Raw genomic sequence first — 13633 nt, forward strand, 5'->3', positions numbered from 1 at the left:
GGGCCGGGGCTTGCGCGCCGGGGTGCCCGCAGGGCAGAAGTCGTCGTGCACCTCGACCGTAGCGAGGACAACAGAGACGCGCGACCGGGTGCGAACAGGGACAGAAGGGGCGTAAGGGCAATGAAGGGCACTGTTGGTGAGCTAGGGGAGTTCGGGCTCATCAGGGAGCTCACCTCCCGTCTCACCACCACCCCGGCGGTCCGGGTCGGCCCCGGCGACGACGCCGCGGTGGTGGCCGCCCCCGACCGCAGGGTGGTCGCCAGCACCGACATCCTGGTCGAAGGGCGGCACTTCCGCCGCGACTGGTCCACCGCCTACGACGTCGGCCGCAAGGCGGCCGCCCAGAACCTCGCAGACATCGCCGCCATGGGCGCGGTGCCCACCGCGCTGCTGCTCGGCCTGGTCGTGCCGGCCGAACTCCCGGTGACCTGGGCGAGCGAGCTGATGGACGGACTGCGCGACGAGTGCCAGGTCGCGGGCGCCTCGGTGGTCGGCGGCGACGTCGTGCGCGGCGACTCGATCATGGTGTCCATCACCGCGCTCGGCGACCTGCGCAACCAGGAGCCCGTCACCCGCGCCGGCGCCCAGCCCGGTGACCTCGTCGCCGTGACCGGCTGGCTGGGCTGGTCCGCCGCCGGGTACGCCGTGCTCGCCCGGGGCTTCCGCTCGCCCCGCGCCTTCGTGGAGGCCCACCGGCGCCCCGAGCCGCCGTACCACGCGGGCCCGGCCGCGGCCGGGCTGGGCGCGACCGCCATGTGCGACGTCAGTGACGGGCTGATCGCCGACCTCGGGCACATCGCCGAGGCCAGCAAGGTGCGCATCGACATCCGCTCGGGCGCCATCGACATCCCCACCCAGATGAACGACATCGGGCAGGCCGTCGGCGTCGACCCCATGCAGTGGGTGCTGACCGGGGGAGAGGACCACGCGATCGTGGCGACCTTCCCGCCCGACGTGAAGCTCCCCGCCCGCTGGAAGGTCATCGGGGAGGTCCTCAACCCGTCGGCGCTCCCGCAGGTCACGGTCGACGGCGCGCCCTGGACCCGCAAGGGCGGCTGGGACCACTTCGGAGGGGACATCGAGTCGTGATACCCGGCGTTCTCACGGTGGCCGGGTCCGACTCCGGCGGCGGGGCCGGCGTCCAGGCCGACCTGAAGACGATGCTGGCGCTCGGCGTGCACGGCATGAGCGTGATCACCGCGGTCACCGCGCAGAACTCGCTCGGCGTCCAGGGGGCCTGGGAGCTGCCGGCCGAGGCGGTCCGCGCCCAGTACCGCAGCGTCGTCGACGACATCGGCGTACGGGCCGTGAAGACGGGGATGCTGTCCTCGGCCGAACTCGTCCACACCGTCGCCGAGTTGATCGCCGGGACGGACGCGCCGGCCGTGGTCGACCCGGTCGGGGTGTCCAAGCACGGGGACCCGCTGCTCGCCCCGTCCGCGCTCGACTCCGTCCGCACCGCGCTGCTGCCGTCGGCGACCGTGGCCACACCGAACCTCGACGAGGTCGCGCAGCTCACCGGTGTGCGCGTCGAGTCGGAGGGCGACCTCAGACGGGCGGCGGAGGCCGTGCTGGAGTACGGGCCGCGCTGGGTCGTGGTGAAGGGCGGCCATCTCGCCGGGGACGCCGTGGACCTGCTCACGGACGGCTCGGAGGAGCACTGGCTGCGCGCCCCGCGCCACGACAACCGGCACACCCACGGCACCGGCTGCACGCTCGCCTCCGCGATCGCCTCCCAGCTGGCCAAGGGGCAGAGCGTGCCCGAGGCCGTCACGGCCGCCAAGGAGTACGTCACCGGGGCGATCGCCGCCGGGTTCGCCCTCGGCGCCGGGATCGGGCCCGTGCACCACGGCTGGTCCCTCGGCTAGCGCGCGGCCCGTCCGTCAGGCACAGCGAAAAGCCGGCCCACCCGAGGGTGGACCGGCTGTTTGCACCGAACCAGCAGTGGCCGCGCGCTCAGCTGTGGGCGTCAGCGCGAGACCTTGCCGGCCTTGATGCACGAGGTGCAGGCGTTCACGCGCTTCGGCGTCCCACCGACCACGGTACGCACGCGCTGGATGTTCGGGTTCCAGCGACGGGGCGTACGGCGGTGCGAGTGCGAGATGTTGTTGCCGAAGCCCGGCCCCTTGCCGCAGACGTCGCAGTTGGCAGCCACCGGTCACTCCAAAGACTTCAGATGCACTTACGGTTGATCCCGGCAGGCCGGGATCGAGATCGTAGGATCAGAGATCTGAGTGGCGTTGCCAGGGGAATGGCCCGATTGGATCGGGCAACCGGAGCAGCATACAACGGCTGCGCCAGTACAACGAAACTACCATGGCTGCCCGGGGGGCGGTCCCGGCCCACCTCCGGCGGGCCCCGGACCTGGGTCTACGCTGCGTCCCACGTCCAGCAGTCCGAGGAGGCGCAGGTGGCGCAGGTGCCGCAGACATTCTTCGATGCTCTCGCGGTGCGTACCTGGTGCGGCCTCGCGCTGGAGTCGCTGGGCCGGGCGCGCGAGGAGATCGACGCGATCAACGTCTATCCCGTGGCCGACGGCGACACCGGGACGAACCTGTACCTGACCCTGGAGTCCGCGGCCGCGGCCGTGGAGGCCGTCTTCACCGCCTACGACGTGGGCAAGCCCACACTCGCCGACGCCGTCCGCGCCATGGCGCACGGCGCCCTGATCGGGGCGCGCGGCAACTCCGGGACGATCCTCGCGCAGCTGCTGCGGGGCATGGCCCAGGTGCTCGCCGCCGAGCGGGAGACGGCTCACACCGACGGAAGCGGGCTGCGGCAGGCGCTGCGGACCGCGGCGGACTCCGCCCGCCAGGCCGTGGCCCACCCCGTGGAGGGCACGGTCCTCACGGTGGCCTCGGCCGCCGCCGACGCGGCCGGCGCGGCCACCGGCGACGACTGCGGGGCGATCGCCCGGGCCGCCTTCGACGGGGCGCTCACGGCGCTGGCCGCCACCCCCGGACAGCTGGCCGCGCTGGAGCGCGCCGGCGTGGTCGACGCCGGAGGGCGCGGCCTGGTCGCGGTCCTGGGCGCGCTGGTCGAGACGTTCACCGGGGAGGCGGCCCCCGCGGTCGCCGGGGCGTCCACGCGCGCGCGTGCCGGTACGGAGGACGGCCCGGCCGGGGCGGAGGACTGCGCCGACGGTCCCGGTGGGGGCGGCCCCGCCTTCGAGGTCGTCTACCTGCTGGAGGCCGAGGACGCGGCCGTGGCCCGGCTGCGGGACCGTCTCGACGGGCTCGGCGACTCCCTCGTGGTCGTCGGCGGGGACGGCCTGTGGAACGTCCACGTCCATGTCGACGACGCGGGCGCGGCCGTGGAGGCCGGCGTGGAGGCGGGACGGCCGTACCGGATCCGGATCACCCACTTCGGGGCCGGGGACGTGCACAGCACCGGCGAGCGCACCCCCCGCGAACGGGTCCAGCGGGCCGTCGTCGCCGTCGTGCCCGGCGAGGGACTGGCCGGGCTGTACGGCGAGGCCGGAGCGACCACGGTGCTCGCCCGCCCCGGGGAGCCCCCGGCCAGCGGGGAGCTCGTGGAGGCCGTACGGCGGGCCCACGCGCGCGAGGTCGTGCTGCTCCCCAACGACGCCGACCTGCGGCACACCGCCGCCGCGGCCGCCGAGCAGGCCCGTGCCGAGGGCGTCCGGGTGGCCCTGATCCCCACCCGCTCCGCGGTCCAGGGCATCGCGGCGCTCGCCGTGCACGAGCCCGAGCGCCGCTTCGACGAGGACGTCGTCTCGATGACCTCCGCGGCCGGCGCCACCCGGCACGCCGAGGTCGCCGTCGCCGAGCACCGGTCCTGGACCTCGGCCGGCATCTGCCAGGCCGGGGACGTCCTCGGCCTCATCGACGGCGACGTGGCCGTGATCGGCGCCGAGGTCGCCGCCGTCGCGGAGACCGTCCTCGACCGCATGCTCGCCGCCGGCGGCGAACTCGTCACCCTCGTCCTCGGCGACGAGGCCCCCGAGTCGATCGCCGAGCACCTCGAGACCCGCGTGCGGGAGGCGTACCTCGCCGTCGACACGGTGGTGTACCGGGGCGGCCGCCAGGGGGCGCTCCTGCTCATCGGCGTGGAGTGACCCACCGGGCCCCGGCCCGCGTCACGCCCCGTCCTGCTCCTCCACGACCTGGAGCATCTGCTCCGCCTCGGCCCGGCGCCGGCGCACCGTCTCGTCCCGCCCGTCGTCGTCCTCGTAGGCGGCGAGCACGGCACGCGCGTGTGCCGCCGCCTCGGCGGGGCGGCTGAGGTCGGCCTGGAGCCAGCCGGCGGCGAGCTCGGCGCCGGTGCGGCCGTGCAGGGCGTCGTCGCCGAGGGAGGCGAACACCGCGACGGCCCGGGTCATCTGCGCCAGGGCCTCCTCCAGCGCCGTCCGGATCGAGTCGTCCTCCGCGTCCTCGGCCGCCGAGCGCGCCAGGAGGTCCCCGAACTGGCGGTGAGTCTGGCCGAGTTCGGCGACCAGCCGCTGCCGTGCCTCCTCGTCGCCGGCCTCGTCCAGCGCCGCCGTGCACTCCTCGACCGCGCCCGCCATCAGCTCGGCCGCACGCGCGCCGTCGCCGTCCTCCACCCGCAGCGCCAGCCACGCGCGGGCGCGCAGCGAGCGGACCAGACCGTGGACGTTGCCCAGCGAGCGCCACAGGTCGCCCGCGCGCGTGTAGGCGCGGTCGGCCTCGGTGTGCAGCCCCGCGTGGCCCAGCGACTCGGCGGCCAGGTGCGCCAGCGTCGCGTGGTCGTGCTGCTCGGGCCACTCCCGGGCGATCGAGGCCGCCCGCAGCCGCCGTTCCGCCGCGTCCCGGTGGTCGCCGAGCTCGCCCAGGCAGTCACCGAGCCACCACAGCGTCTGGACGACCGCACCGTCGCCGTGCGTCTCGGCGGACAGGTCGGGCAGCGCCGACTCCAGCACCTCCGCCGCCTCAGCGAAACGTTGCTGCCGCACCAGGAACCCACCGAGCTGGTGCCGCGCCCAGGCGCCCAGCGTGCGGCTCTCACCTGCCTCGTCGGCCCAGTGCGCCGCCTCCAGGGCGTGCTCCGCGGCCTCCTCGGACACCCCGGTGCCGCCCAGCACCTCGGCGAGCTGCAGATGCAGCTGGGCCCGCCCGGTCGCCTCCAGGTACGGCCCGCCGTGCTCCAGGGCGGCCCGCAGCGCCCGCTCGGCCCGGGCATTGTCGCCGAGATGGTGGGCGAGACCGGCCAGCCGGGCCTCGTACTCCACCGCGAACCACGGCAGCCCCGCTCCGACGAACTCGCCCGAGGCCCGCGCGAACAGCTCCGCGGCCCCCTCCACGTCACCGGTCAGCGCCGCCAGCTCGGCCAGCATCGCCCGGGCCTCCGCGACCCGCGCGAGCAGCCGTACGTCGTCCCCGGTGCGCCCGGAGACGAACGCCAGCACCTCCCGGACGGCCGACTCCGCGGCGGACAGGGCGGCGCCCTCGGCGCCCTCCTCCGCCTCGTGCACCCGGCGCATCAGGATCCGCGCCCGGCTCATCAGGACGGCCGCCGTCTGGCGCACGCCCGTGCCGTCCTCGGCGTACAGCGCGAGGACCTGGTCGTACAGGGCGCCGACCGCGTCGAGCGCCGCGGGCACCTCGCCGGTGAGCGCCCGGACGTACGCGCCACGCGCGCGTGCCGCCAGAGCCTCGCCGGGATCGCCCGCCTCCGCGTACAGCGCGGCGGCCTCCTCGAACAGGGGGACGCCCTCGGGGCCGAGGTCCATCGCCCGGTGGTCGGCGATCTCCGCCCGGTCACGCGCGTCCAGCTCGACACCCCCGGCGGCCCGGGACACCGCCGCCCACGCCTCGATGGCACTGGGCCGCAGATTGTCCGACAGCCGCCGCGCCTCGGCGAGCAGCTCCGGCAGGCCGGGCCGCTCGTCCGCGGCGGCCGGGGCAGGCGCCGCGGGAGCCGCCGGGGGCGCCGACGCCGGGCGGTTGGCCGTCCGCACGCCCAGCGGCAGCCGCTCCACCAGCGGGTCCTGCGCCATGCGCAGACGGGCCCGCTCGCTCGTGTACGACGTGCCGTTGCGCTCGTCGAACCGCGCGGCCAGCGCCAGCGTCTCCTCGCGCGCGTGGGCGGCCAGTTCGCGCGCGGTCCACGTCCGGTCCGCCGGGCCGGGCACCTGCTGCCCGCCCAGCCCCAGCGCGGTCAGCCGGTCCATGAGCAGGGTCACCGCCGCCATGAAGTCCAGCTTGCTGCGCGGCTGCCCGTCGTCCGTGAAGTACGCCGGACGCTCCGCCAGCAGCTCCAGACCGCGCGCCTCGTTGCCCGTCAGCGCGCAGAACTCGACGTGGTCCGCGTACGCGCCGCGCATGCTCTCCATCGGCCGCACCAGCCGGAAGCCCCGCAGATGGTTGGCGCGGGCCTCGTCCACCCGGCCCAGGCGCAGCAGCGGGGCCAGGGAGGACGCGAGCACGGTGTGCGGTTCGTGGGCGCAGGAGTACTCGCCGTCCAGGACCGGCCGCCACAGCCGGACCGCCTCCGCGTCCCGGCCCCGCACCGCCTGCCACCAGCCCTGCCCGTGCAGCTCGCACGCGTGGCAGTCGGCCATGGAGTCCCGGTCGGCCGCCAGCCACGCCGCGTACGCCCGCTCCGCCCGCTCCAGGTCGCCGACGTGCGCGGCCACGCTGAACTCGGCGCTGCGCACCGCCCGCTCGGAGTGGCCGGCGAGCCGGTAGCGGTGCTCCATCTCGCCGAGCCACTTCTCGATCGAGGCGAGCGGGATGTGCGGCTGATCGAGCATCCCGGCCGACATCCACTTGAAGACCCAGTGCAGGCTGTGCGTCTCGTACTCGTCGAAGTCCTCGGGCCGCTCGTCCCACATGCGCAGCAGCCGCGCGAACGGGACGAACATCTTCGCCTTCTCGGAGCTGTAGTTGTAGACCTTCAGCTGGTGCCCGAGCGCCTCGATCACCGCGAGCGGCTCGCCCAGCCGCTCCGCCTCGGCGAGCAGCTGCTCCGCGCGCGCGTTGCGGGCCGGGCCCTCCGGTTGCTCGCCGTTCTCCGCCATCGCCCGGCGCAGCGCGTCGAGGTCGGTGATCTCCGTCATCAGCGGTCCCCCTCCCCGTTCGTGGCCCACTCCAGCAGGCCGATGAAGGCCCGGTTCAGCAGCGCCGAGTCCGCGGGCCTGAGCGGGCGCTGCGCCATCAGCAGCGCCTGCCCGTACAGGGACTCCACGGCGGTGCCGATCAGTTCCGGCTCGCCCAGCGAGCCGATCCGCCGGATCAGCGGGCTGAGGTGGTTGAGCACCAGACGCGCGCGGGGCGCCTCGCCCCGCAGCGAGCCGAGGATGCCCGCCCACAGGTCGTCGGCCTGCTCCTCGGCCTGCGCGCGGGCCTGCTCGTGCCGGGCGGCCCGGTCGTCCAGGTGCAGCGCGGGCACCGACAGCGGATGGAAGGCGCGCAGGACGACGTCGCAGCCCAGCGGGTGGAGCGTGGCCCGCGCGGTCGCCAGGAAGCCCGACAGCGCCAGCTCCACCGCCGGGTCGACGGCGTCCAGATGGGCGGTCACGGTGTCCGCGTCCAGCTCGGCCACGACCGTGCCGGGCCGCACCGACGGCAGCGCCTCGACGAGCTCGCTGTCGTACGTGTAGCCGCCGTTGATCACGCCGACGCCCTGCGCGGAGGCGATCGGCGCGACCTGGCGGTACTCCTCGACGGTCCGGGTGAAGTGCACCACCCGGTGCCGCCGCGCGAACTCCTCCAGGGACAGCCGGCCGTCGGTCGTCTCGAACGGCAGCCAGGGCAGCATGATGCGCAGCATCTCCCGGTCGTGCCGCGCCAGGGACTTCACGCCCAGGTGGTGCACCGCGAGGAACGCGGCCAGCCGCTCCGGATCACCGGCCGCCAGATCCGTCAGCCAGGCCCGGATCCGTTCCCCCAGCGCCTCCCGCACCGCCGCCAGCGTCTCGTCCTCGTACAGCGACTCGCGCGACGCCGTCGGCCGCAGGCTGTCGGTGTCCAGCACGCACCGCACGAAGAACGCCCAGTCGGGCAGCAGCTGTTCGGCGCGCTCGGTCAGCAGCATGCCCTTGAGGTGGACGCGATGGCCCGCCCGCTGGGCCGGACTGACCGCCGACGGCAGGACGTACGCCACCCCCCGGATCCCCGCGAGCGGCACGTCCAGCTCGATCGCGTCCAGCGGCCTGAAGCCGAACAGGTCGTGGCAGTGCCGCCCGAGGGCCACCCGCCGGGCGGCGGGGGAGGGGTACGGCCGGTCCCAGGGCGCCGGCAGATCGGTGACCGCCTCCTCGCCGACCCGCACGTCGTACGGCAGCAGCGAGCCGAAGTCCCGCGCCAGCGCCAGCACCCGGTCCTCGGCCAGCCACTCGGCGGCGCCGGCCCGGGCCACCAGGTGCACGGTGGTGCCGGGCTCCGGGCGCGCGTCGTCCGGCAGCGTGCGCACGGTGTACGAACCGTCGTCGGTCGCCGTCCACTCCACGGGCGCCGCGTCCGGCGTCCGCGCGCTGCGGCTGACCACCCGGATCCGTTCGGCGACGACGAAACAGGCGAGCAGCCCGATCCCGAACTGCCCGAGGAAGTCCGACCGCGCCTCCTGAAGTCCGTCCGCCCGCTTGGAGCTGCGCCCGATCGTCGCGAGGAGGTCGTGCACGTCCGCCTCGGTCAGCCCGATCCCGGAGTCCTCGATCCGCAGCGCGCCCGGCTCGGTGAACAGCCGCACCGACGCGGGCGCGTCCGGCTCGGCGGCGCGCCGGGCGGTGATGGCGTCGACCGCGTTCTGGAGCAGTTCGCGCAGGTAGACCCTGGGACTGGAGTACAGGTGGTGGGAGAGCAGGTCCACGAGACCGCGCAGGTCGACCTGGAAGGTGTGCGGTGACGGGGAGGGCTGGGGGGCCTGGGATGACTGTGAGGTCTGGGAGTCCATCGTCGCAGCGCCGGTGGGGGGAGGGGCGTCGGCGCGGGGTCGGGCGGTCCCGGTGAGGCGGTGACCGCGAAGGGATGGCCGGGGCGCGTCATCCTAGATCCGAGACGAACCGGCTGACCAGGGGTTTCCGGGACGTTTACGCACAAGGCCACGGCGGCGCCCGACGCGATGTCAGTGCCGTGGTGTGGAATGGATCTCGTGCCCGCACTGGACGAACCACTGAAGAAGGTGCTCGGCCCCCCCACCGCGAAGGTGATGGCCGAGCACCTCGGCCTGCACACCGTCGGGGACCTGCTGCACCACTATCCCCGCAGATACGAGGAGCGCGGTCAGCTCACCCACCTCGCCGACCTCCCCATGGACGAGCACGTCACCGTGGTCGCCATGGTCGCCGACGCCCGGCTGCACAGCTTCGCCTCCGCCAAGGCGCCGCGCGGCAAGGGCCAGCGCCTGGAGGTCACCATCACGGACGGCAGCGGCCGCCTCCAACTGGTCTTCTTCGGCAACGGCGTCCACAAGCCGCACAAGGAGCTCCTGCCGGGCACCCGCGCCATGTTCGCGGGCAAGGTCTCCGTCTTCAACCGCCGCCTCCAGCTCGCGCACCCGGCCTACGAACTGCTGCGCGACGACTCCGGGGAGGCCGTCGAGACCTGGGCCGGCGCACTGATCCCGCTCTATCCGGCCACCGCCAAACTGGAGTCCTGGAAGATCGGCAAGGCGATCCAGACGGTCCTGCCGAGCGCCCAGGAGGCAGTCGACCCGCTCCCGGAGTCCCTGCGCGAAGGACGGGGCCTGGTCCCCCTCCCGGAGGCCCTGCTCAAGATCCACCGCCCGCACACCAAGGCGGACATCGAGGACGCCCGCGCCCGCCTCAAGTGGGACGAGGCGTTCGTCCTCCAGGTCGCGCTCGCCCGCCGCCGGCATGCCGACGCCCAACTCCCCGCCGTCGCCCGGCGCCCCGCGCCCGACGGGCTCCTCACCGCCTTCGACGCCCGCATGCCCTTCACCCTCACCGAGGGCCAGCGGCAGGTCTCCCGGGAGATCTTCGCCGACCTCGCCACCGAGCACCCGATGCACCGGCTGCTCCAGGGCGAGGTCGGCTCCGGCAAGACCCTGGTGGCGCTGCGCGCGATGCTCGCCGTCGTCGACGCGGGCGGGCAGGCCGCGATGCTCGCGCCCACCGAGGTGCTGGCCCAGCAGCATCACCGGTCGATCGTCGAGATGATGGGCGATCTGGCCGAGGGCGGCACGCTGGGCGGCGCCGAGCACGCCACCAAGGTCGTGCTGCTCACCGGGTCCGTGGGAGCCGCCGCCCGCCGCCAGGCACTGCTCGACCTGGTCACCGGCGAGGCCGGCATCGTCATCGGCACCCACGCCCTGATCGAGGACAAGGTGCAGTTCCACGATCTGGGCCTGGTCGTGGTCGACGAGCAGCACCGCTTCGGCGTGGAGCAGCGCGACGCCCTGCGCGGCAAGGGCAGACAGCCCCCGCACCTGCTGGTCATGACGGCCACACCCATCCCGCGCACGGTCGCGATGACCGTCTTCGGAGACCTGGAGACGTCCGTCCTCGACCAGCTCCCCGCCGGCCGCTCACCGATCGCCTCCCATGTCGTCCCGGCCGCCGACAAGCCCCACTTCCTCGCCCGCGCGTGGCAGCGGGTGCGCGAGGAGGTGGAGAACGGCCACCAGGCGTACGTCGTCTGCCCCCGCATCGGCGACGAGGAGGACGACCCGAAGAAGGCCAAGGCGGCCTCGCCCGAGGACGAGGCCGAGAAACGCCCGCCGCTGGCCGTGCTCGACGTGGCCGGGCAGCTCGCCCAGGGCCCCCTCCAGGGCCTCACGGTCGAGGTGCTGCACGGCAGGATGCACCCCGACGACAAGGACGCGGTGATGCGCCGCTTCGCGGCCGGCGACACGGACGTCCTCGTCGCCACGACCGTCATCGAGGTCGGCGTCAACGTCCCGAACGCCACCGCCATGGTGATCATGGACGCCGACCGCTTCGGCGTCTCCCAGCTGCACCAGTTGCGCGGCCGCGTCGGCCGCGGCTCCGCGCCCGGCCTGTGCCTGCTGGTCAGCGAGATGCCCGAGGCGAGCCCCGCCCGGCAGCGCCTGGACGCCGTCGCCTCCACCCTCGACGGCTTCGAGCTCTCCCGGATCGACCTGGAGCAGCGCCGCGAGGGCGACGTCCTCGGCCAGGCCCAGTCCGGCGCCCGCACCAGCCTGCGGATGCTGGCCGTCATCGAGGACGAGGAGATCATCGCGGAGGCCCGGCAGGAGGCCGCGGCCCTGGTGGAGCGGGATCCGGAGCTCGCGGGGCTGCCCGGCCTGCGGACCGCCCTGGACGCCCTCCTGGACGAGGAGCGGGAGCAGTACCTGGAGAAGGGGTGAGACGAGCCCGTCCGGGGGTCGCGGCCGGTTGGACCAGGCGGGTACCCGGGCCCGCGCCCGACCGGCCACACTGATACCCACAGCCGCCCACACCCGAGGACAGAAGATGACCCGCGTGATCGCCGGAGCCGCCGGCGGACGTCGTCTGGCCGTGCCGCCCGGCACGGGGACCAGGCCCACCTCCGACCGTGCGCGCGAAGGCCTCCTCTCCACCTGGCAGTCGCTCCTCGGCGGCCCGCTGGACGGGGAGCGGGTCCTCGACCTCTACGCCGGCTCCGGCGCCGTCGGCCTCGAAGCCCTCTCCCGCGGCGCGAGCCACACCCTGCTCGTCGAGGCCGACGGCCGGGCCGCCCGCGTCGTCCGGGAGAACGTGAAGAGTCTCGGCCTCCCCGGCGCCGAGGTGAGGTCGGGCAAAGCGGAACAGATCATCCGCACCCCGGCTCCCGACGAGCCGTACGACATCGTATTCCTCGACCCCCCGTACGCCGTCTCGGACGACGATCTTCGGGAGATTCTCCTCACACTCCGTGCCGGGGGCTGGCTCGCGCCCGACGCGCTCGTCACCGTGGAGCGCAGCACCAGAGGCGGGGAATTCCGGTGGCCGGACGGTTTCGAGGGCCTCCGGGCCCGCCGGTACGGCGAGGGAACGTTTTGGTACGGTCGCGCCGCCTCTACGTGCGAAGACGCACGATGACCGGACCGGAGAGCGAGGGATCGCAAGTGCGCCGCGCCGTATGCCCCGGGTCGTTCGACCCGATCACCAACGGACACCTGGACATCATTTCCCGCGCCTCCAGGCTGTACGACGAGGTCTATGTCGCCGTCATGATCAACAAGTCCAAGAAGGGCCTGTTCGAGGTCGACGAGCGACTGGACCTGATCCGCGAGGTCACCGCCGAGTACGGCAATGTCCGGATCGAGGCGTTCCACGGCCTCCTCGTCGACTTCTGCAAGCAGCGCGACATCCCGGCCATCGTGAAGGGCCTGCGCGCGGTCAGCGACTTCGACTACGAGCTGCAGATGGCCCAGATGAACAACGGCCTGTCGGGCGTGGAGACCCTCTTCGTCCCGACCAACCCCACCTACAGCTTCCTGTCCTCCTCCCTGGTCAAGGAAGTGGCGACCTGGGGCGGCGACGTCTCCCACCTCGTCCCGCCGGTGGTCCTGGAGGCGCTGAACAAGCGCCTGCGGCACAGTTGATGGGGCTACAGTCGTCCCGTCCGTCTCCATCACAGCTGTAGAGAGTGGCGAGCACACGGTGGACGTGCAGAAGAAGCTCGACGAGATCGTCGCGGCGGTCTCCAGTGCCCGGTCGATGCCGATGTCGGCCTCGTGCGTGGTCAACCGCGCCGAACTGCTCTCGATGCTCGAAGAGGTCCGCGAGGCCCTGCCCGGCTCCCTCGCCCAGGCCCAGGAGCTGATCGGCGACCGCGAGCAGATGGTCGAGCAGGCCCGCAAGGAGGCCGAGCGGATCATCCAGGGCGCCCACGCCGAGCGCGGCTCCCTGGTCTCCGGCACCGAGGTGGCCCGCCGCTCCCAGGCCGAGGCCGACCGCATCCTCGCCGAGGCCCGCCAGGAGGCCGAGGAGATCCGCGCGGAGGCCGACGACTACGTCGACTCCAAGCTCGCCAACTTCGAGGTCGTCCTCACCAAGACCCTCGGCTCCGTCGGCCGCGGCCGCGAGAAGCTCCTCGGCACCGGCCCGGGTACCGACGAGCACGGCTACGAGGACGAGGACGCCCCCGAGCGCAGCCACGACCCGGAGACCCTGCGCCGCAGCGCCGACGAGTACGTCGACGTCAAGCTCGGCGCCTTCGAGGCGGTGCTCGCCAAGACCCTGGAGGCGGTCGGCCGCGGCCGGCAGAAGCTGCACGGCCGGATCGCCACCGACGACCTCGGCGCCCTCGCCGACGACATGAGCACCATCCAGCACTCCAGCGACGCCGACTACCTCGCCGACCTCGCCGCGCTCGCGCAGCAGGACGCCTCGGCCGCCCCCGCCGAGCAGCCGGCGGCCGTACCGCCGCAGCCGCAGTACGACCCCGGGGCCGCGCAGCCGGCATACGGCTACCAGCAGCAGACCGCCGACCCGTACGGCTACCAGCAGCAGGGGTACGGCGACAGCCAGGACGCCTACGGCTACCAGCAGGCCGACCCGTACGACCCCACCTCCGGCTACGCTCCGGCGGGAGGCGCCCCCTACCAGGGCTACGACAGCGGGCAGCAGGCGTACGACCCGCAGCAGGCGGCCCAGCAGCCCCAGCAGAACCACCAGTCCTACGCGCTCGACGAGACCAGTCTCTTCGACACCAGCATGATCACTCCGGAGCAGCTCAGGGCGTACGAGCAGGGGCGCGGCCAGTAG

10 protein-coding genes are annotated in these 13633 nt (G+C 74.0%); 7 read left to right on the forward strand and 3 right to left on the reverse strand.

The features are described 5' to 3' along the window. Positions 1 to 120: 120 nt before the first annotated feature. Together ABZ899_RS18275 and thiD are read left to right on the forward strand one after the other, a co-directional pair. Positions 121 to 1089 (forward strand): thiamine-phosphate kinase, encoded by a 969-nt coding sequence (locus tag ABZ899_RS18275; RefSeq protein ID WP_361346823.1) that lies wholly within the window; start codon positions 121 to 123, stop codon positions 1087 to 1089. Continuing rightward, positions 1086 to 1868, forward strand: coding sequence for a bifunctional hydroxymethylpyrimidine kinase/phosphomethylpyrimidine kinase (thiD, locus tag ABZ899_RS18280; protein ID WP_361346826.1), 783 nt, complete (start codon positions 1086 to 1088; stop codon positions 1866 to 1868). The genes ABZ899_RS18275 and thiD overlap by 4 nt, the downstream gene beginning before the upstream one ends. A 101-nt stretch (positions 1869 to 1969) precedes the next feature. Here the strand turns inward: thiD and rpmB are convergent, their stop codons facing one another. Next, complete coding sequence (gene rpmB, locus ABZ899_RS18285; protein ID WP_004924906.1) at positions 1970 to 2155, reverse strand: 50S ribosomal protein L28; 186 nt, start codon at positions 2153 to 2155, stop codon at positions 1970 to 1972. Between the two features lie 255 nt (positions 2156 to 2410). On the opposite strand from rpmB, the gene ABZ899_RS18290 reads away from it, so the two are divergent. Continuing rightward, positions 2411 to 4078: a DAK2 domain-containing protein gene (locus ABZ899_RS18290; RefSeq protein WP_361346829.1), complete on the forward strand. Its 1668-nt coding sequence runs from the start codon at positions 2411 to 2413 to the stop codon at positions 4076 to 4078. A gap of 21 nt (positions 4079 to 4099) precedes the next feature. Here ABZ899_RS18290 and ABZ899_RS18295 read toward each other — a convergent pair whose 3' ends face one another. Together ABZ899_RS18295 and ABZ899_RS18300 are read right to left on the reverse strand one after the other, a co-directional pair. Further along, positions 4100 to 7039 (reverse strand): tetratricopeptide repeat protein, encoded by a 2940-nt coding sequence (locus ABZ899_RS18295; protein WP_361346832.1) that lies wholly within the window; start codon positions 7037 to 7039, stop codon positions 4100 to 4102. Further along, complete coding sequence (locus ABZ899_RS18300; protein WP_361346835.1) at positions 7039 to 8874, reverse strand: HSP90 family protein; 1836 nt, start codon at positions 8872 to 8874, stop codon at positions 7039 to 7041. Before ABZ899_RS18300 ends, ABZ899_RS18295 begins: the two co-directional genes overlap by 1 nt. Before the next feature lie 189 nt (positions 8875 to 9063). On the opposite strand from ABZ899_RS18300, the gene recG reads away from it, so the two are divergent. From recG to ABZ899_RS18320, 4 genes are all read left to right on the forward strand, one after another. Then, positions 9064 to 11268 carry an ATP-dependent DNA helicase RecG gene (gene recG / locus ABZ899_RS18305; RefSeq protein WP_361346838.1) on the forward strand — a complete coding sequence of 735 codons (2205 nt, stop codon included), beginning with the start codon at positions 9064 to 9066 and terminating at the stop codon, positions 11266 to 11268. A 106-nt stretch (positions 11269 to 11374) separates the two neighbouring features. After that, the gene (gene rsmD / locus ABZ899_RS18310; protein ID WP_361346841.1) at positions 11375 to 11962 is read left to right on the forward strand and encodes a 16S rRNA (guanine(966)-N(2))-methyltransferase RsmD; all 588 of its coding nucleotides are present in this window, start codon (positions 11375 to 11377) and stop codon (positions 11960 to 11962) included. Between the two features lie 26 nt (positions 11963 to 11988). Beyond that, a complete protein-coding gene (gene coaD, locus ABZ899_RS18315; RefSeq protein WP_225994478.1) occupies positions 11989 to 12468 on the forward strand; it encodes a pantetheine-phosphate adenylyltransferase in 480 nt (159 codons plus the stop codon). A 58-nt stretch (positions 12469 to 12526) separates the two neighbouring features. Beyond that, positions 12527 to 13633 carry a cell division initiation protein gene (locus ABZ899_RS18320; RefSeq protein ID WP_361346844.1) on the forward strand — a complete coding sequence of 369 codons (1107 nt, stop codon included), beginning with the start codon at positions 12527 to 12529 and terminating at the stop codon, positions 13631 to 13633.

Source organism: Streptomyces sp. NPDC046859, assembly GCF_040645135.1.
Taxonomy (GTDB): Bacteria; Actinomycetota; Actinomycetes; order Streptomycetales; family Streptomycetaceae; genus Streptomyces.